Here is a 16908-nt window from a genome sequence, read left to right as displayed (position 1 = left end):
CTGATGTGCGCTGATGCGCATCTGAGGAGTATTCATGTCTTCTACACGCCGCCACTTTACCGGTCGTACCTCTTTAGCTCTACCTGCGCTGGGCGCCGCTCTAGCTCTTGTTGTCACTTCTTGCTCGGCAAGCACTGATTCTGCTGTTTCTGGTACCGTGGTGTCTTCTTCTGGTAGCGCTTCTGCTTCAGCGAGCGCTACTTCTACGCAGGAGTTGTTCCCCACCCCGTCGGCGAGCCCGAGTGCATCCGTGAGTGCTTCGTCACCTGCTCCGGCGCCGTCGGTGGTGACGATTACAGTTCATGCTGAGCCGACCGCCTCCGAGTCGAAGAACGCTGATCCGAAGTCTGACCTGAAGAAGGACTCCACCTGTGCCTCTGATTCTGCATCGACCGTGGTGTCTAAGGCGCTGCGCAATTTGAAGAATAAGAGCAGGTGGGATCAGTGGACGAACGTTTCCAGCACTTATGAGGGCTATGACCCCTGTGCTGAGCTGTCGTGGATTGACGCGATTCCGGGTTCTTCCCCGTCTGATTGCTGTATCTCTTCGATGGCGCACCACATTCTGCTGTTCCACCGCAGCAAGTTCATTGGTACCGCAACCTATGAGCCATACTCATTCTCCCCGGTGATTACCCGCACCTCGGACAGCTCGATTAGTGTGGCCTACCGCTATGTGAAGGGCGATGAGAGCTCCGCCAGCGCAAGCGGCCGCACGACCGCTGAGTTCAGCTGGAGCTCATCGCAGAACAAGGTTGTGATGACCGGTGAGGTTCCGCCGAGCTACTAGGCCGAGCTACTAGGCCGAGCTACTGGACAATCCGTCTCATAGTCTCGCAACCCAGAATCTACGCGTTTAAAACTCAGGAAGTTGGGCATACAAGAAAACCCGCCGTCTCGCATATGGCGCATATGTGAGACGGCGGGTTTTTCGTTGCTCAAGGATATGTAGAGCGCCCGAGGGCTAGCTGTTTAGGCAACGAACTTCTTGTAACCGAAGTATGCGGCGCCTGCCAGGATAGCGATGCACAGAATCTTCTTCACGGTATAACTCCTTTGATTGTTCCGGTAGGCACCCGGTGTTTTGCTCCCCTGGCGACTCACCCAAAGGTGAGGGCAGGCGGGGCGTCATCCGCACGTGATGCCATCGCTTCCTATCTTACCTGCCTTTGAACAATGTTTTTCTGTGTGACGTGCTGAGTCCGCATTCTAGACAATCAAACACGCAGTGGTTCAACATGCCCTTGAACCAAGGAATACGCCTCTGACAGGCGCATAATGGGAGCATGAGTATTTTTAAGAAGAAAGAGTATAGCGCTGAGCGCTCGGCTACTCGCATGGCTCGCGCCCTCGCTGTGATGGGTGCTCTGCACTTCATCATCCCGGATCCCTTCGACTCGATTGTGCCGAAGTACCTGCCGGGTCCTCCCCACGCATACACTCACGGCTCGGGTGTAGCTGAGCTGGGCACCGCTGCCCTGCTGGCTAATGACAAGACCCGCCGTGCCGGTGGCCTGCTTGCGGCTCTGCTGTTTGTTGCAGTATTCCCCGCAAACATTCAGATGGCGCTGGATGCGCGTAACCAGTCCACTCAGCGTAAGGCTATTGCGTACGGTCGCCTACCCCTGCAGCTGCCGATGATTTGTAGCGCACTGAAGATTTGGCGTAAGTCGAAGTAGCCAATACATTCACCATTCGATACATTCGACACTCATCTCATTGAAGAGAAAAGCACCTTAGTGTTTTAGAGATAAAACATTAAGGTGCTTTTAGCTTAATAAAAGCTCTCATAAGTTCTTCTTGCATTATATTTACGTATAATTGATAATTGAAATCAACCTACTATCTGCCACAGTGGCAGATATATTGACCCAAGGAGATGACAATGGGTACTTTTATTGGCACTATTATTACCGGCGCAATCATTGGTGCACTTGCACGCTTCTTTATGCGAGGCCGTCAGAATATTTCAATTCTTTGGACCATTATCTGCGGTGCTGTCGGCGCGGCTATCGGTACCTGGGCAGCAACCCAGCTGGGTGTTGCAGACACTAGCGGCATTGACTGGATCCGCTGGATTATCTCAATTATTGCTGCAATGCTAACTATTTCCCTGTACATGGGCTTGACCGGTAAAAAGTAAAGAGATATTTGTCAATTTCTTTTAAAACCTAAGCAATTTTTATAAAGCAAAAGGCGGCACCTCCCCTAGCGCGAGCTAGTGCGGTAGGTGCCGCCTTTTCTGCATCTAATGCGAAGCGCTTTATGCCTTCTTCACCACAGAGGACTTCAGGTACATCTGGCCTGCGCCAGGGACCTTCGCCTCAATGTCGTGGCCGTTCACGGGGGATTCGAGCAGGCGGATGCCACGCACCTTGGTGCCCGCCTTGATGTCTGCGCCGCCCTTAACCTTCAGGCCCTTGACGATGGTGACGGAGTCGCCGTCGACGAGCTCGTTACCGACGGAGTCCAGAACCTTGGAGCCTGCTGCTTCTTCAGTTTCGCCGGCTGCAGTGCGTTCCCATTCGTGGCCGCACATGGGGCATGCCCAGAGTGCGCCCATTTCGTAGGTGTAGTTTTCATTGCATTCGGGGCAGGCGGGTGCTTCGATTTCGTTGAGGTTTTCGCTCATAGTTCCTTCTTCGATCTGTGCGGATGTGCCGCTCTCCTGTTACCGCGGTGCTACAGCGGTGGTGCTTCGGCGTGTGGGCGCGCGTCAGCCAGGCAAGGGGTGCGACGGTGGAGGGTACGAGGATTCTCGCGTTCGTGCTGACTATACCATTTGGCGGGTGTGAACCGCATGTGCGGGGCTGGTTTTTGTTGGTCTTTAGGGGCGGATTCGGGGCATGGGTAAATCCGAAAATAAAACTTGCATAGTTGGTGCGTAATATTTTGGTTGGAAGATACTTCTCAATGGCTACGGCGTGTAGAATGCTTGGAGTATTTGTACGTTTATTGAGTGAAAGGCACGGCTTCATGAAGCTTTCTGCACGTAACCAGTTCGCTGGCAAGGTTGTTGAGATTACTGAGGGTGCAACTAACGGCATCGTTAAGATCGAGATCGCTCCCGAGGTTGTTATCTCTGCGTCCATCACCAACGAGTCCATCAAGGAGCTGGGCCTGAAGGTTGGCGAGACCGCTTACGCAGTGATTAAGGCGTCCAACGTGATGGTTGGTGCTGACCACTAATCCCGGTCAATAAGACTTACACCCGGTAGCTGCTTTTTGTGGCGCGCGAGGGTTAATAGGGCGGAGCCCCGCACTACGAGCTGTAGTGCGGGGCTCCGTTGTTTTCTGAGGTTGACCCCCCCTACAGGAGGGACTGGACCCTCACCCTAACCTGCGGGGTATTGTCGTTATCGCTACCGGTTGAGTCTAAGGTTTTAGAGTTTGTATGTTCTTCGTCGTATTGTTGCGATTGAGACAGCGAATGAATGACAGTCTCTTGGATATCTCGTACGATATCTTTGACCGGCCTGGATCCATCAATACTGACCTCAATAGTAGCTTTGCGCAAGCCTGATTCAATGATGACGCCAAATCGGGCCTGCGGCATGCGGCTACCAATTACTTTCAGGGTGCTACCCAATCCAGGTTCGATTCCTCGTACTCCGGGAATGGCAGTGACAAGCCGGAGTAGCTCGGCAGCAGAGAAGTTAGTCGTCATGATGAATATCCTCGATATGTACGTTGACCGTCGGGGAGATTCCCAGGTTCTCATAGCAGGCTTCGCGGACGGCATCACGGACTTGCTGGGCCAGCTGCGGTAAGCTTTTAATGGGAGCGTACGCCGAGATTCGGCAAGATACACCCTCCGGAACCCCCAGACCGCGATGTTCTTCGCTTGAAGGTGCGTGCTCGAAAGAAGAACGCAAGGAACGTGCACCGGGTACTGAGTCTACAATGCGGCGAATAAGGGCCCTCAACGAAAACTCAGACATGCTGTAGGGACCCAAATCTGTATCGGGCATTTCCACCTGAGTACCGTGTCGAGTCTCAGCGATAATAGCGTCCATTATGGAACGGGGTCGCGGCATAACCGAGGTACTTCCCATAGCCTCTAGCCGGTCCCATTCCTTGTGGAGGGAGGCGATGAGACTCAGATATTCATGGGTGTCCAGATTGTCCTGCTCATGCGAGCGTGAGAGTGATTTTGCCGACGCTGCTGAGTGTCGGACCTTATTTGAGAGGTTGTTGGATTTACTCAAGCCCACTCCTTCATCAGGCGTATGATGAGAGAACGGGCTCGTGCCAGCCTCCCACGGACGGTCGAAACTGTCAGGTTTAGTGTCTTGGCAATCTCTTCATATGACATTTCATCGATTTCTCGAAGAATCCACACTACACGCAGTTCAGGCTCCACGGACGCCAAAAGATTGGCAAGGGCCTGAATCTGCGCATTAACTTCACTGGAATCAGCCGGGTCAGCGGTACTGCTCGACGTCATCTCAGCCGCACCGCTCACGCCTTCGAGCCCTTCTGCGTCATAAGGATCAGTGGCTCGACGCTGACGCTTACGCACCATACTAGTAGCTTTATTAGTGCAAATCTGCATAATCCAGCCACGAAAAGCTGCTGGTTCCCGAACTAGGTGAAGGCTACCCCAAGCTTGGACAAGGGTGTCTTGAACAATATCCTCACTGTCCTGACGGTTCCGAACAATCATATATGCAGAGCGAAAGAGACGCCCTTGATAACGCTTAACAAGCTTCTCAAAGGCGTCAATATCTCCGTCCTGAGCACGCAGAACGAGGTATCGATCCTCGTCCTGCGTTGATTCAGACAAAGCACTCAGCTGCGCAGTGGGGTACTGATGGGGCTGAGGTTCCAGCGTCACCTCGCTCTGAGGGTTACGCGCCAATGCTCTCTCCCGTGATTTCGGGTGCATGATGGCCAGTTACAGACTCGGAGACATTACGCTGCTTCGAAGAACGCTCCAGCCGTACTAGAACGTCAATCTGCTTGGGGGTCGCGCCGAAAGATACTGCCACATCATTGTTAAGTCGGTTCTTCAGTTCAGCAATAGCCCACTCAACCTCACACCCCTGAGAGACAGTAGCCTCTGCCTGAACCCACAGGCTCTTCGGGGAACCAGTAACCCAGACAGCGCACTTTTCTACACCAGGGACTTCTCGAGCACGCTCAGACAGAGCCTGCGCCAGAACCTCAGGTGCCAAAGTAGCCATCAGCACACCCTCAGAACCGCTAAACTTCAAAGGAGAAGTAGTAGCTTTACGGGGAACCTGTGCAACCAGCATGAACAAGCCAGCAATGATAATAAGTACTGATACCAGTGCTACTACAGGCAGGAACCACGGTGTGTGCACCATGGGTCCGATAAAGCTAGCTATCGGGTCCTGTGCAGAGGCCAGGTAAGGTGCAATTTCAGGCCAAGTCTGACCAGCATTGAAACCCGAAGCTAAAAGCCAAAAGGACGCTACTACAAGGAGAAGCCCAAAGATGGCCAGGACAGTTCTATTCAAAACACCAGAAACTGAACGCATATTCGTATCTCCTTTAGCTAATATGCTTAATCCGCACGCGAGTACGTACAATACCCACGGGTGCAAGCATCTTTAGCACTTCGTTGGTCTTCTTCCGCGCAGCTTCACGCACGGGGCCGAGGTCGTCCAAGACGCTATAGACAATAACGTCTACGCGGGAGCCGCTAGCAGTAACGATAGCGGAGTGGACGCCGTCAAGCTGCTCAATCTGGGTCTGAATGAGGTTAGCCAAGTCTCGGCGTTTTGCGACAGTCTGACCGGGAATATCGTCGGGGAAAATTTCCAGGCGATCCGGAAGTCCAGGCCACACAGCGCCAATGATCATAGCCAGACCGCACCCCGCCAAGATGATGGCGAAGATAATAGCCGTGATGGAGCCAAGAGTGGTAGAACCAATAGCGGTGAGGGTACCCACCATAGACTCAGGCCAGGCACCGTTCACCATTCGGTGAACCGCAAGCCAAACCACCAGTCCTCCCAAGGCGAGCAATACCAGAGCCAACAGGATGTTAGGGATGCTTCGCGAGGGACGACGAATTAGTTTCGGAACAGGTGTACTCATTTAAGGCTCTTCCTAACGTGGCTACTCGGATTGAGCCAGGATATCTCAATGTTAATCTTGCCCACACTAAGCCCCGTGAGGTACTCAACGCGATTACGCACGTGTGTGCGTAGATGTTCGATGATGGGGGACAAAGGTGCGGGGAAGACCAGTCCGATGTCCAGGTGCAGGACTGCTACCTGGCCGTAGAGTTCACATTGGGCTTCAGGGCGCGAGTCGAAGTTGTGGCGGGTACCAATTCCCAGTACACCTCCAGCATTTGAGCCAACATTGGCGCTTTCGTTTGCAGCCTCAGCTGCAATCTTTGCAACGAGTCGCGCGGGGATGGTGGTGGTGCCGCGGTGCTCCCAGGAAGAACGTTCTTCCTGGGAAGCACTTAGCTGCGTGTTTATACGCTGGTTCGCGGTCACCATCGTCACTTCTTTCGCCCGTCCAGGAGGCTTCGGACATCGACCCGGCCCTCCATGCAGAGGCCTACGGCCCATCCGGCAAAGCCACACAGGGCTACCAGAACAAACGTTCCGAAAGAACCGAAGGCAAGAACGGCTCCAAGGAACAGGCCCACTAGGAGGGCCAGGTGCGTTGTCTTCATAAGAACTCCTTAGATTAAGGCGTTGGATGCGGGTTACTTGAGGTCGGTGTCCTCAGACTTGTCAGAGTCATCCTCGGGCAGGTGAACGTCGGTAACGTTGATGTTGACCTCAACAATCTCAAGACCGGTGGTGCCCTCAAGCTGCTCGATAACGTTGCGACGAATTGCGTCGGAAACCTCAACGATGGAGACACCATACTCGACGACTACGGTAACCTCGATAGCTGCCTGGGTCTCACCCTTCTGGACGCTAATGCCGCCAGCGACGTTGGTCTGAGCGTTGGGGATACGGTCGGTCACAGCGCTAAACGCACGGCGAACAGCATTGCCCATGTCGTAGACGCCGGGGATTTCACGAGCTGCCATGCCAGCAATCTTTGCGACGACGCTCTCATCAATGGTGGTAATACCGTGCTCGGTCTGGAGAGGACCGCGGGGTTCCTTGGTCTCTTCAGCCTTGTTCTCGTCGTGCTCGCGCTGCTTTGCAGTCTGGGGGATAGCGTTGTTGCTCATTTGGAGCCTCTTTCGTAAAAATCCGAGATGGTTAATAACGGTTATGCACGATGCAGTAAGCAATATAGTCAAGGTGCCCTCGGTGGCATCCACAATCAGCTTTCTCTGTTGACTGATCTGACTGGTTTTGCTGCCCGTCATATTTGCCGTGCTAGTAGTTAGACGCTACCAGATGTGGTTTCGTCATAACTTTATTTTATGCAATGAATCACACAGCTCAAAAAAGGTCATATTTTGCGTGCAATAATCTGTCACAAATACTTCGGAAGACAGCTTTCTATCTTGTCATCCTATAGAGTCAAACAAGAAGATATCCCAACCAGATTCTTCAGAAGAAGCCAACAAACATAAAAGCGGAGCCCAGCACTGTGCACAGTGCTGGGCTCCGCTTTTATGTTTTTACGGCTTAGACGTTGAAACGGAACTCGACCACGTCGCCGTCCTGCATGACGTAGTCCTTGCCCTCCATACGGACCTTACCGCGAGCCTTCGCCTCCACCATGGAGCCAGCCTCATCCAGGTCAGTGAAAGACACAACCTCAGCCTTAATGAAGCCACGCTCAAAGTCAGAGTGAATCACGCCAGCAGCCTGCGGCGCAGTATCACCCTTATAAATAGTCCAGGCGCGGGCCTCCTTCGGGCCAGCAGTCAGATAAGTTTGCAGACCCAGGGTCGAGAAGCCCACACGAGCCAGCTGGTCCAGGCCGGACTCATCCTGACCGTTCATCTCCAGCATCTCGCGAGCCTCCTCCTCAGACAGCTCCACCAGATCAGCCTCCAGCTTCGCATCCAAGAACACAGCCTCAGCCGGTGCCACCATGTCACGCAGCTCCTGCTGCTTCTCCTCAGAGGCCAGAATGCCCTCATCAGCGTTGAAAACGTAAATGAACGGCTTAGCAGTCAGCAGGTTCAGCTCCTTCAAGTGAGCCAGCTCCAGCTTCGCGTCCTTCACACGAGAAATGATGGTGTCACCATCCTCCAGGATCTTCTGCGCGGCTTTGTAGGTCTCCAGCTGAGCGGCGTCACCCTTCTTAATCTTCACAGCCTTCTCCAGACGCGGAATAGCGTTCTCCAGAGTCTGCAGGTCAGCCAGAATCAGCTCAGTGTTAATGGTCTCCATATCGGAGGCGGGATCAACCTTGCCGTCCACGTGAATGACGTCCGGGTCATCAAACGCACGCACCACCTGGGCGATAGCGTGCGCCTCACGAATATTCGCGAGGAACTTGTTACCCAGGCCCTCACCCTCAGAAGCGCCCTTCACAATACCCGCAATATCAACAAACGAAACAGTCGCAGGCAGAATACGCTCCGAACCAAAAATCTCAGCCAGGCGGTTCAGACGCACATCCGGCAGGTTCACCACGCCCACGTTCGGGTCAATGGTCGCGAACGGGTAGTTAGCCGCCAGCACAGTGTTGCCGGTCAGAGCGTTGAACAGGGTGGACTTGCCCACATTAGGCAGGCCAACGATGCCGATAGTTAGAGCCACAAGTTTTCCTTCGAATCATGTACCCCGCCATACACTCAGGATGCGCCGCGTAAGTGATGCGGCGGGTGTGGGAGGGCACAGGGCGAAAATGGTGCCCGCTTCCAAGCGCGGCACCGCAAGTCTCAGGAAGAAACGGGTGCGGGGCGCCTGCGGACATAAACACTACCATTCTACCGTGTTCACGCAGGAGCCGCCCTGGTTGATGAGATCAGGGGGCTAGAGCCAGCCGTTCTCCGTGGCTATACGCACCGCATCCTGACGCGTCGACGCACCCGTCTTCGCCATTGCCGCCGACAAATAATTACGCACCGTACCAGCCGACAAAAACAACGCCGCTGCAATCTGCTGAGCCGTACCGCCCGATGCCGCCTCACGCAGCACCTGCGCCTCACGCTCCGTCAACGGAGAAGCACCCGTCACCAAAGAATCCGCCGCCAACGACGGATCCACCACACGCAACCCCGCATGCACACGACGAATCGCCTCCGCCAACTGGCGAGCACCCGTATCCTTCACTACAAAACCACTCGCACCAGCCTCCAGCGCGCGGCGCACATAGCCAGGGCGGCCAAAAGTCGTCACAATCAGAGTGCGCACCGGCTCACCCGACTCGCTCAAAGCACCCGCATTACGCAGCGCCGCAGCCGCCTCAATACCATCAGTCAGCAAAGTGCCGGGCATCTGCACGTCCAACAGCACCACGTCCGGCTGCAACAGTGCGACAGCACCCAGCACCTCGTCGCCACTACCGACCTGACCCACAATCTGCAGATCAACCTCCAGACCCAGTAGGGCGGCAAGAGCCTCACGGATGAGCTGCTGATCGTCAGCGAGCAGAACACGAATCATGGAAGCCTCCCAGGGCTGAAGACGGGCAGAACATACCGGGCGGAACAACCGTGATAGGTTGTCTACCACCACCATACAGGGGTGGGTAGCTTACCCGTCTAGGGCGCGGCACTAAGTTCCACAATCTGCAGCATCTACCTACAGCAGTGAGGTATCGCCATCCATGCTCACACGGATGCGGGTGCCCACCCCACCAGCAGGGTTCTCCTCCAGCCACTGCTCAGGTGCCGTCTCAATCACCACGCTACCGCCGGAGGCCGCCACACGCTGACCCATACCCGTCAGACCGTTACCACGGGCATCACCCACACCCACGCCGTTATCGATGATGTCCAGACCGGTTGCGCTCAGACGCACCCGAGCCGCGTTCGCGCCCGAGTGGCGCACCATGTTCGTCACCGCCTCACGCAGAACCCAGGAGAACAGCTTCGCGTTCACACCAGCCACCGCGAGCGCACTCTGAGCCTCCGGCAGTTCGGCGCGAATACCGGCAGTCTGTAGGGCACGACCCGCACCCTCAATCTCGCCCGAGAAATCAGGCACACGCAGACGCGTCACGGTTGAACGAACCTCCGCCAGGGATGCGCGGGACAGCTGCACGATAGCCTCCATCTCCGCATCGGCGCGGGCGGGGTCAATCTCCAGCAGGCGCTGTGCCAGCTCCGCTTTGAGGGTGATGACGGTCAGGGAGTGGCCCAGCACGTCGTGCACGTCACGGGCGATCTCTTCACGTTCCTCAGAGAGCGCCAGGGAGGCACGCGCTACGTCCGCACGTTCACCGAGCTCAATCAAGTAGGAGAAGCCCAGCAAGCCCGCCATCGGCGCACCAATAAAGAGGGAACTACCGCCATGCGCGGTGACATCAAAACCGGTACCCGCCACAAAAATTAACCAGCAGGCCACGGCAATCGTCGCCGCTACGCCCAAGCGTAGGCGGTACGGGGCGATTGTGCCAAAAATCCAGAACGCCACAAAGTACATACTGAACGCCAGGAACACCATATATGCCGATTCCACCCGCAGTACCGTCAGACCAGCCACGGGCAGTGCCATCAGCATCGTCCAGATGACGTTTCGGCGCATTGTGGAGGCGACCGGAACCAGCCACGGCACCGCGTACGCTGAGCAGTTCACCACCGCGAACAGCGCCACCAGCGCCACACCGATCCAGCGCATATGCGCCAGCTCCGGGGCGGTGAGGAAGCTATCTAGCGGCATGAGCAGAAACACCAGCCACGGGGCGCTGAAGCCCAGCGCCAGCCAGTTCACGCTGCCGCGGCGTTCGCGGTGGAGGAAACGGAAGCGGTTCTTGCCCAGGGTGTGCTGCGCGGCGGAGGGGGCCGCCTCGTTCTCTGCATGAGGGTATTCGTTCGGGTGGGTGTGGGTTTCGGTCATGGGTCTAGCCTAACGTGCGGGTGCCTCGGGTGCAGATACCACCGGCGCGGCTGTGTTAGTCGATGTGGTGTGAGTGGGTATGGCTTCCGCCGCAGCCTCAGGAGCCCCTGATACTACGGAACTCTTGAGACTGCAGCGGAAAGAAGCATTTAGCGGCGGGTTGCGCGGCGCATCAGCAGGGCAGAAACACCCAGGAAGATCGCCGCCCACACGACCAGGCTCACCACGGCGTACCAGAGAGGCTCGGTGACGAACCAGTCCTTACCACCCAGAATAATGGTCTGACCTGCGGCGAATGGGTAGCGGGCAATCTCAGCGGCACCGTACAGCGGAGTGAAGCGGGCGTAGTTCAGCAGGTCGGTGCTTAGTGGGGAGAACACGGTACCGAAAAAGCTCATAACCACCAGCAGACCGTTCGCAATAGACACGGCGTTCTCGTTACGAATCAGCAGACCCATCATGATGCCGTAGAAAGCGAATACCAGACCACACATCACCGTCAGGGCACCAGCCGCAAGCTGCTGGTTCAGCGGCATCTCCACACCGGTAAACATGCCCACAATATTCACCGCAATCACCGGCACCGCAGAAATCACCAGCGCGGTCAATGTCTTCGCACCCAGGTACTTGCCGGTGGTCAGCGGGGTCAATGCCAGCTGGCGGTTCCAGCCGCTCGACAGCTCGGTGACGGTGCTGCCGCTAATTGCTACGGTGTTCTGCACGGCACCGTATAGCGCCATGCCAATCATGACGTATGCAGCTACGTTGCCCTCGCCCATCGGCTGGGAGGCATACTCCTGCATCGCGCCAAAGAGCAGGAAGAAGACGATAGGCAGTGCCACGCCGAAGAAGAAACGGTCCATAGAGAAGAGAGAAGCGCGGATGTCGTAGAGTGCGTAGCGGAGCATGATATTTTCCTTGAAAGTATGTAACGGCGGTGTGATGTTGAGGCGGTGTGGTGTTTAGGCTTCGGATGCCTTGGAGGCGGCGGCCTGCTCAGTCAGCAGGGTGAAGGAATCGTCCAGGGAGGGCTTGGTGACCTCCAGGTCGGTGATGCTGTAGTTGTTCAGCAGAGTGCGCAGTACCTGTTCAATTTCCAGCACGGAGATGCGGTGGCGGTACCCGCCGGACTCTTCGGTAACCTCAACCGGCACGTCCAGGTCGGTGATGGGTGCGGCTGCGAGGAAGCTGAGGTGGCGGTGGCCGGTCAGCGCACGGATCTCGTCGGAGGAGCCGTCAGCGATGATAGAGCCGGATTCCATAAGCACAATGCGCTGGGCGAAATTCTGCGCTTCTTCCAGGTAGTGCGTCGCAAAAAGAATGGTCGTTCCACGCTCGGCGATGGCTTCCATACGCTCCCAGAAGGTACGGCGCGCATTCACGTCCATGCCGGAGGTCGGCTCGTCCAGGATTAGCAGTTCCGGCGAGTGCATAGTCGCCAAGGCGTAACGCAGACGCTGCTGCTGACCGCCCGAGCACTTGCCGACCTTGCGCTTAGCAATCTCGGTCAGGTCGGCGCCGGCGAGTACCTCATCCACATCAATGGGCTTGGGGTACAGGGCAGCAATCATCTCGACCGTGGCGCGAATCGTCAAGTCCTTGAGCAGGCCACCGGTCTGCTGAACCGCACCGAGTAGACCGGCGCGTGCCACCTCGGAGGCGTTGCGGCCGAAGACGCTCAACTCACCGCCGCTGGGCTGGGTCAAACCAAGAATCATGTCAATGAGGGTGGTCTTGCCTGCGCCGTTGGGGCCGAGCAATGCGATGATTTCGCCGCGCTTGATGGTCAGGTCAATCGAGTCGACAGCGACCACGGTGTCTGCCGCACGGGTGGAGAAAACCTGGCGGAGGGAGCGGGCGGAAATAACGGTTTCTGCGATATTTTGTTGCGTGCTGTTCTGAAGTACTGCGGTGTTCATGTTTCTATTACACCGCCGGTTTTCGCACCGGTGCGGTACAGAGTGTCATGACCTGCCCATGACAAATGTCATGAGTTGAGGATATGCGAACGTCGCGGTCAGTTACGCGAAGCGGGCACTCCGTCCTCAAGGCTCCCCAGCTCCGCAGAGGGTGCACTCTCCCGCGTAGCGTGAACGTGAAGCTGCGCAAGCGTCCTTGCCCGCTCATCCTCAGACACGAAAAACCCCGTGTCTTCTCCCCACACGGGGAAGAGGACACGGGGTCATAAGCTAAAAGTATTAGCGAGTGGGCTTCGCGCCACGGCCACCGAGCTGGCGGCCGACGTTCTCGTCATTCTTCAGGGCGGAACGCAGTTCCTTCGGCAGGGAGAACAGAATGTCTTCCTTCGCGGTCTCAACCTCTTCGATAGTGCTGTAGCCGTACTCAGCCAGTAGCGCCAGCACCTCCTGAACCAGCACCTCCGGCACGGACGCGCCCGAAGTCAGACCCACGGTCGCCACGCCCTCGAACCAGGCCTCGTCCACCTGGTGTGCGAAGTCCACACGCTCGGCACGCTTAGCGCCGTATTCAAGTGCCACTTCCTTCAGGCGCACGGAGTTCGAGGAGTTCGCCGAACCAACCACAATCACCAGGTCAGCGCGCGGAGCGATCTCTTTGATTGCACCCTGGCGGTTGGAGGTTGCGTAGCAGATGTCGTCCGAGGGCGGGTCCTGCAGGGAGGGGAAGCGCTCACGCAGACGCGCCACGGTTTCCAGGGTCTCATCCACGGACAGGGTGGTCTGAGAAATCCAGACGACCTTCTCCGGGTTGCGGACGGTCACCTGGTCCACTTCGTCGGGTGAGTTCACAATCTGGATATGCTCGGGTGCCTCGCCGGCGGTACCTTCAACCTCTTCGTGGCCGGTGTGGCCAATGAGCAGGATGTCGTAGTCCTGCTTTGCGAAGCGTACGGCCTCACGGTGCACCTTGTTCACCAGCGGGCAGGTCGCGTCAATGGTGTTTAGGGAGCGCTCACCGGCTGCGGAAACCACTGCCGGGGACACGCCGTGCGCCGAGAACACGGTCACGGAACCTTCGGGAACTTCGTCCACTTCATCAACGAAGATAGCGCCCTGCTTCTCCAGGGTCTCTACCACGTGGCGGTTGTGAACAATCTGCTTACGAACGTAGACGGGCGCACCATAGTGCTCCAGTGCCTTCTCAACAGCAATCACGGCACGGTCAACGCCTGCGCAGTAACCGCGCGGGGTGGCGAGGAGGACTTTCTTCTCGCCATTGACAGGTGCAGCGGCTTCAACCTCGGCGCGACTGCGGCGCTCGCGGGGTACGGGCGGCAGGCCCAGGGCAATAGTTTCAGTGGACATGGTTACTATCCTACGTTGTTCGGACTTTTAGTGTGTGATGGCTGTGGCATCGCTCGCAGGGTTACGTCCCAGGGCGATGAGGCGGATCAGAATACCGAGCAGCAGGGCGATGATCGCCAGGACCGGCCCGTAGCTTGCCGCCGCCTGCAAATGCTCGGTCAGTGACGGTGCAAGCTGGTTCCATATCCCGGTAATCAGCGCCGTTCCGGCGGTGCTGTGGCTGGTAATTCCCAGGGATTCAGGGCTCTGACCGCCAAACCAGGATGCGGCGCCCCAGCACAGCAGGGCGTAGAGCAGAGCCGTAACCACCGGCACCAGGATGCGGTGTCTGGGTGCCAGCAACGTAGCCAGCAGCAGGCTCAGCACCGAAATGATGGTCAGCGGCACCGTGGACTTGCCCAACGCGGCGGCACGGTTAATGCCGGCGTGCAGGTACCAATCCTGCTGACCCTGCTGGTTGCTGCCGTCCTTTACCCGGTCAATGTTGAGGGTTTCAGGGCCGAGCTTCGTCAGGTCCGGGTCGAAGAAGCCGATAGAGCCGATCTTCGCATCCAGCGCGCGGTAGAAGGGGGTGAGCACAATGACGGCAGGGCCGTCCTGGTGCTCAAGGTTGTAGCGGCGAGTTTCCTCAGCTATTTCCTTCCAGAGGCTTCGATATTCTTTAGTTTTTGATAGCTCAGCCGCGGAACGGTTGAGCAGGGAACGTATGCCGTCTTGTGTCGGCTTTACAAGAATGGAGTATAAGCCGCTTTCTTTGGTGCCGTCGAGGAAGGTTGTCATAGCCTCGGAGTTCATGAGGTCTTCCACCGCTCCGTCGGCGATGCGTGAGGCAAGCTCTGGGTCTTCCGCCAGGTTGGAGGAAATCTGCGAGAAACCACGCTCTGACATGAGCTTTGAGTTCACCCAGGCACCCGTGGTTGCCCCCAGACCGGTGACCAGGGCCAGGGTGCACAACACAACGGTCAGGAACCTTCGCAAACCTGCCGCGAAGGGAGGCTCCGGGGCCGCCTGCAACTCAGCTTTGGTGGGGGCTGCGGTGTGGCCGAGCGTGCGGGTGGGCTGTAGCAGGGTGGTGTCTTCATCCGCCGTATAGTAGCCGTCCGTGCGGGTAATCCGGGTGTCGACGACTCGGGTCGTATCCGCCGGGTAGTTTTGGGTGCCAATACCCGCCGCTGACGAAGCCGCGGCGGTGTTGAGGGCATTGTTCTGGTGTGCTGACTGATCGGGTGAGCGCATGAGCCTAGGGTACCCGCTCACACTGTTCAAAGCCGATTCGGACCCGCAGAATGCGCCAGAAGCTAAGTCTTTCTGGTTGCGTGCAAGATACCCCGATTCGCTTGACTGACCTGTGAGCAGGCGCATAACTCACCAATCAGGGACAATAGAGGGTATGAACTTCTACAACCTTTCCGCAGCGCAGCCGGCACCCGCCCTGGTGGTGCCACCCGTGCACGAGCGGCAGCTTCCCGGGAAGTCTCAGGAAACCACCGCAACCAACCCCTGGCCCCTCGCCCTGCTCGCACAGAACCTCAAAAACTACGTAGATAAGGTTCCCGAGCTCTGGGTGGAGGCGCAGGTTGCCTCCCTAAATGGCCGCGGCGGCAACGTCTTCATGGAGCTCAAAGACCTCAACGAAGACTTCTCCTTCACCCTCGCACTCTTCGGGCGTGCCGGTAGCGGCCTGGCAGCTGATGTGACCGTAGGCGCTCGCATCGTCACCCGCGCCAAGCCGAGCCTGTGGAAGAACGGCAAACTCTCCCTCATCGGCAAGGAAGTGTACGCGGTCGGCACCGGCAACCTGCACGAGCAGCTGCAGCGTCTACGTGAAGCTCTCGCCGCCGAGGGGCTGTTCTCTGACGCGCGAAAGAAGCCGCTACCCATGCTACCGAACAGGGTCGGTCTAATCACCGGTCGCGATTCTGATGCGGAGAAGGACGTTATCCGCAACGCCTCCCTGCGCTGGCCCGGCGTGGTCTTCGAAGTGCGCAATACCCGCGTTCAAGGTGAAGGCGCGGCGGCTGAGGTCATTGGGGCTCTTACCGAGCTGGATGCCCACCCGGAAGTGGACGTCATCGTCATCGCCCGAGGCGGCGGATCCTTCGAGGACTTGTTGCCCTTCTCCGAGGAAGCCCTCATCCGCGCTGTCGCAGCAGCCACCACCCCGGTGGTCTCGGCAATCGGTCACGAGGCGGACTCCCCCATCCTCGATGCGGTCGCCGACCTGCGCGCCTCCACCCCCACCGATGCGGGTAAGCGCATTGTGCCCGATATTTCGGAGGAAACCGCCCGTATCATCGAGGCACGCGCCCGCCTGGACCGAGCGGTGCTCGGCTACGTGGGCATGCAGATGAACTACATTGCCCAGCTGCGTAGCCGCCCGGTGCTCACCCATCCGGAGTCCTCCCTGCTCATGCGTGTGGAGGAGCTGAGCCAGCTGCGCGAGCGTGCGCACCGTTCGGTGCATCACCGTCTGGAGCGCGAGTCAGCAACCCTATCGCATACGTTGGCACGGGTGCGGTCGCTCTCACCTGCGCAGACGCTCAACCGCGGCTACTCCATCGTTCAGGATGCCGCGGGCGCTATTGTGCGTGACGCTTCAGCGCTGAGCGAGGGCGAGCAGATTACGGTGCGCGCGGCGGTCGGTTCGGCGCAGGCGACCGTAAACTCCACGGATCCCTCAAACATCTCCTAAACCTCGATACCCCTAAGTTTTACCC

The 16908-nt window shown here is 57.5% G+C and carries 20 protein-coding genes; 5 read left to right on the top strand and 15 right to left on the bottom strand.

Features of this window, described 5'->3' with window-relative positions; all coding sequences use genetic code 11:
* The first annotated feature begins 34 nt into the window (after nucleotides 1–34).
* The 3 genes from QFX07_RS02480 to QFX07_RS02470 all read left to right on the top strand — a co-directional run bounded on the left by QFX07_RS02480 (nucleotide 35) and on the right by QFX07_RS02470 (nucleotide 2143).
* Complete coding sequence (locus tag QFX07_RS02480) at nucleotides 35–790, top strand: LppP/LprE family lipoprotein (protein WP_279755119.1); 756 nt, start codon at nucleotides 35–37, stop codon at nucleotides 788–790.
* A gap of 496 nt (nucleotides 791–1286) precedes the next feature.
* Nucleotides 1287–1679 carry a DoxX family protein gene (locus QFX07_RS02475; protein WP_012903126.1) on the top strand — a complete coding sequence of 131 codons (393 nt, stop codon included), beginning with the start codon at nucleotides 1287–1289 and terminating at the stop codon, nucleotides 1677–1679.
* A gap of 206 nt (nucleotides 1680–1885) precedes the next feature.
* Complete coding sequence (locus QFX07_RS02470; RefSeq protein ID WP_044150247.1) at nucleotides 1886–2143, top strand: GlsB/YeaQ/YmgE family stress response membrane protein; 258 nt, start codon at nucleotides 1886–1888, stop codon at nucleotides 2141–2143.
* 120 nt (nucleotides 2144–2263) lie between these two features.
* Here QFX07_RS02470 and QFX07_RS02465 read toward each other — a convergent pair whose 3' ends face one another.
* A complete protein-coding gene (locus QFX07_RS02465) occupies nucleotides 2264–2632 on the bottom strand; it encodes a zinc ribbon domain-containing protein YjdM (RefSeq protein ID WP_279741157.1) in 369 nt (122 codons plus the stop codon).
* 344 nt (nucleotides 2633–2976) lie between these two features.
* On the opposite strand from QFX07_RS02465, the gene QFX07_RS02460 reads away from it, so the two are divergent.
* Entirely contained in the window at nucleotides 2977–3189 is a 213-nt protein-coding gene (locus QFX07_RS02460; protein ID WP_005505155.1) for a TOBE domain-containing protein, read from the top strand.
* A 121-nt stretch (nucleotides 3190–3310) separates the two neighbouring features.
* Here the strand turns inward: QFX07_RS02460 and QFX07_RS02455 are convergent, their stop codons facing one another.
* From QFX07_RS02455 to QFX07_RS02390, 14 genes are all read right to left on the bottom strand, one after another.
* Nucleotides 3311–3667 carry a transcriptional regulator gene (locus QFX07_RS02455; RefSeq protein ID WP_279741161.1) on the bottom strand — a complete coding sequence of 119 codons (357 nt, stop codon included), beginning with the start codon at nucleotides 3665–3667 and terminating at the stop codon, nucleotides 3311–3313.
* Nucleotides 3657–4016, bottom strand: a complete 360-nt coding sequence (locus tag QFX07_RS02450; RefSeq protein ID WP_459741232.1) for a hypothetical protein — start codon at nucleotides 4014–4016, stop codon at nucleotides 3657–3659. Before QFX07_RS02450 ends, QFX07_RS02455 begins: the two co-directional genes overlap by 11 nt.
* A 188-nt stretch (nucleotides 4017–4204) precedes the next feature.
* Complete coding sequence (locus QFX07_RS02445; protein ID WP_279741165.1) at nucleotides 4205–4888, bottom strand: RNA polymerase sigma factor; 684 nt, start codon at nucleotides 4886–4888, stop codon at nucleotides 4205–4207.
* On the bottom strand, nucleotides 4851–5330 hold the full coding sequence (locus QFX07_RS02440) for a hypothetical protein (protein WP_279741166.1): 480 nt from the start codon (nucleotides 5328–5330) through the stop codon (nucleotides 4851–4853). The genes QFX07_RS02445 and QFX07_RS02440 overlap by 38 nt, the downstream gene beginning before the upstream one ends.
* A gap of 187 nt (nucleotides 5331–5517) precedes the next feature.
* The gene (locus QFX07_RS02435; RefSeq protein WP_279755118.1) at nucleotides 5518–6066 is read right to left on the bottom strand and encodes a DUF6286 domain-containing protein; all 549 of its coding nucleotides are present in this window, start codon (nucleotides 6064–6066) and stop codon (nucleotides 5518–5520) included.
* Nucleotides 6063–6479 carry an Asp23/Gls24 family envelope stress response protein gene (locus QFX07_RS02430; RefSeq protein ID WP_279741170.1) on the bottom strand — a complete coding sequence of 139 codons (417 nt, stop codon included), beginning with the start codon at nucleotides 6477–6479 and terminating at the stop codon, nucleotides 6063–6065. Before QFX07_RS02430 ends, QFX07_RS02435 begins: the two co-directional genes overlap by 4 nt.
* 212 nt (nucleotides 6480–6691) lie before the next feature.
* Nucleotides 6692–7171 carry an Asp23/Gls24 family envelope stress response protein gene (locus QFX07_RS02425; protein ID WP_279741171.1) on the bottom strand — a complete coding sequence of 160 codons (480 nt, stop codon included), beginning with the start codon at nucleotides 7169–7171 and terminating at the stop codon, nucleotides 6692–6694.
* A gap of 406 nt (nucleotides 7172–7577) precedes the next feature.
* Nucleotides 7578–8663: a redox-regulated ATPase YchF gene (ychF, locus tag QFX07_RS02420; RefSeq protein ID WP_279741172.1), complete on the bottom strand. Its 1086-nt coding sequence runs from the start codon at nucleotides 8661–8663 to the stop codon at nucleotides 7578–7580.
* Nucleotides 8664–8879: 216 nt separating this feature from the next.
* Nucleotides 8880–9512 carry a response regulator transcription factor gene (locus QFX07_RS02415; RefSeq protein ID WP_279755117.1) on the bottom strand — a complete coding sequence of 211 codons (633 nt, stop codon included), beginning with the start codon at nucleotides 9510–9512 and terminating at the stop codon, nucleotides 8880–8882.
* Between the two features lie 138 nt (nucleotides 9513–9650).
* Nucleotides 9651–10907: a sensor histidine kinase gene (locus tag QFX07_RS02410; RefSeq protein WP_279755116.1), complete on the bottom strand. Its 1257-nt coding sequence runs from the start codon at nucleotides 10905–10907 to the stop codon at nucleotides 9651–9653.
* A gap of 149 nt (nucleotides 10908–11056) precedes the next feature.
* Nucleotides 11057–11815, bottom strand: a complete 759-nt coding sequence (locus QFX07_RS02405; RefSeq protein ID WP_279755115.1) for an ABC transporter permease — start codon at nucleotides 11813–11815, stop codon at nucleotides 11057–11059.
* 54 nt (nucleotides 11816–11869) lie between these two features.
* Nucleotides 11870–12826, bottom strand: a complete 957-nt coding sequence (locus QFX07_RS02400) for an ABC transporter ATP-binding protein (protein WP_279755114.1) — start codon at nucleotides 12824–12826, stop codon at nucleotides 11870–11872.
* Between the two features lie 279 nt (nucleotides 12827–13105).
* The gene (locus QFX07_RS02395) at nucleotides 13106–14191 is read right to left on the bottom strand and encodes a 4-hydroxy-3-methylbut-2-enyl diphosphate reductase (protein WP_279755113.1); all 1086 of its coding nucleotides are present in this window, start codon (nucleotides 14189–14191) and stop codon (nucleotides 13106–13108) included.
* Between the two features lie 27 nt (nucleotides 14192–14218).
* Nucleotides 14219–15427 (bottom strand): dehydrogenase, encoded by a 1209-nt coding sequence (locus QFX07_RS02390; protein WP_279755112.1) that lies wholly within the window; start codon nucleotides 15425–15427, stop codon nucleotides 14219–14221.
* A 154-nt stretch (nucleotides 15428–15581) separates the two neighbouring features.
* Between QFX07_RS02390 and xseA the strand changes: the two genes are divergently transcribed.
* Complete coding sequence (gene xseA / locus QFX07_RS02385; RefSeq protein WP_279755111.1) at nucleotides 15582–16883, top strand: exodeoxyribonuclease VII large subunit; 1302 nt, start codon at nucleotides 15582–15584, stop codon at nucleotides 16881–16883.
* The last annotated feature ends 25 nt before the right edge of the window (nucleotides 16884–16908 follow it).

It is taken from the genome of Rothia similimucilaginosa, assembly GCF_029850985.2.
Classification (GTDB): Bacteria; Actinomycetota; Actinomycetes; order Actinomycetales; family Micrococcaceae; genus Rothia.
Note: the sequence above shows the minus strand (reverse complement) of the source record. Positions and strands in the feature narration are given on the sequence as shown.

What these genes read in the sequence shown, in the direction of transcription:
- QFX07_RS02480 (WP_279755119.1), top strand. Translation starts at nt 35, where the DNA reads ATGTCTTCTACACGCCGCCACTTTACCGGTCGTACCTCTTTAGCTCTA.
- QFX07_RS02475 (WP_012903126.1), top strand. Translation starts at nt 1,287, where the DNA reads ATGAGTATTTTTAAGAAGAAAGAGTATAGCGCTGAGCGCTCGGCTACT.
- QFX07_RS02470 (WP_044150247.1), top strand. Translation starts at nt 1,886, where the DNA reads ATGGGTACTTTTATTGGCACTATTATTACCGGCGCAATCATTGGTGCA.
- QFX07_RS02465 (WP_279741157.1), bottom strand. Translation starts at nt 2,632, where the DNA reads ATGAGCGAAAACCTCAACGAAATCGAAGCACCCGCCTGCCCCGAATGC.
- QFX07_RS02460 (WP_005505155.1), top strand. Translation starts at nt 2,977, where the DNA reads ATGAAGCTTTCTGCACGTAACCAGTTCGCTGGCAAGGTTGTTGAGATT.
- QFX07_RS02455 (WP_279741161.1), bottom strand. Translation starts at nt 3,667, where the DNA reads ATGACGACTAACTTCTCTGCTGCCGAGCTACTCCGGCTTGTCACTGCC.
- QFX07_RS02450 (WP_459741232.1), bottom strand. Translation starts at nt 4,016, where the DNA reads ATGGACGCTATTATCGCTGAGACTCGACACGGTACTCAGGTGGAAATG.
- QFX07_RS02445 (WP_279741165.1), bottom strand. Translation starts at nt 4,888, where the DNA reads ATGCACCCGAAATCACGGGAGAGAGCATTGGCGCGTAACCCTCAGAGC.
- QFX07_RS02440 (WP_279741166.1), bottom strand. Translation starts at nt 5,330, where the DNA reads ATGGTGCACACACCGTGGTTCCTGCCTGTAGTAGCACTGGTATCAGTA.
- QFX07_RS02435 (WP_279755118.1), bottom strand. Translation starts at nt 6,066, where the DNA reads ATGAGTACACCTGTTCCGAAACTAATTCGTCGTCCCTCGCGAAGCATC.
- QFX07_RS02430 (WP_279741170.1), bottom strand. Translation starts at nt 6,479, where the DNA reads ATGGTGACCGCGAACCAGCGTATAAACACGCAGCTAAGTGCTTCCCAG.
- QFX07_RS02425 (WP_279741171.1), bottom strand. Translation starts at nt 7,171, where the DNA reads ATGAGCAACAACGCTATCCCCCAGACTGCAAAGCAGCGCGAGCACGAC.
- QFX07_RS02415 (WP_279755117.1), bottom strand. Translation starts at nt 9,512, where the DNA reads ATGATTCGTGTTCTGCTCGCTGACGATCAGCAGCTCATCCGTGAGGCT.
- QFX07_RS02410 (WP_279755116.1), bottom strand. Translation starts at nt 10,907, where the DNA reads ATGACCGAAACCCACACCCACCCGAACGAATACCCTCATGCAGAGAAC.
- QFX07_RS02405 (WP_279755115.1), bottom strand. Translation starts at nt 11,815, where the DNA reads ATGCTCCGCTACGCACTCTACGACATCCGCGCTTCTCTCTTCTCTATG.
- QFX07_RS02400 (WP_279755114.1), bottom strand. Translation starts at nt 12,826, where the DNA reads ATGAACACCGCAGTACTTCAGAACAGCACGCAACAAAATATCGCAGAA.
- QFX07_RS02395 (WP_279755113.1), bottom strand. Translation starts at nt 14,191, where the DNA reads ATGTCCACTGAAACTATTGCCCTGGGCCTGCCGCCCGTACCCCGCGAG.
- QFX07_RS02390 (WP_279755112.1), bottom strand. Translation starts at nt 15,427, where the DNA reads ATGCGCTCACCCGATCAGTCAGCACACCAGAACAATGCCCTCAACACC.
- xseA (WP_279755111.1), top strand. Translation starts at nt 15,582, where the DNA reads ATGAACTTCTACAACCTTTCCGCAGCGCAGCCGGCACCCGCCCTGGTG.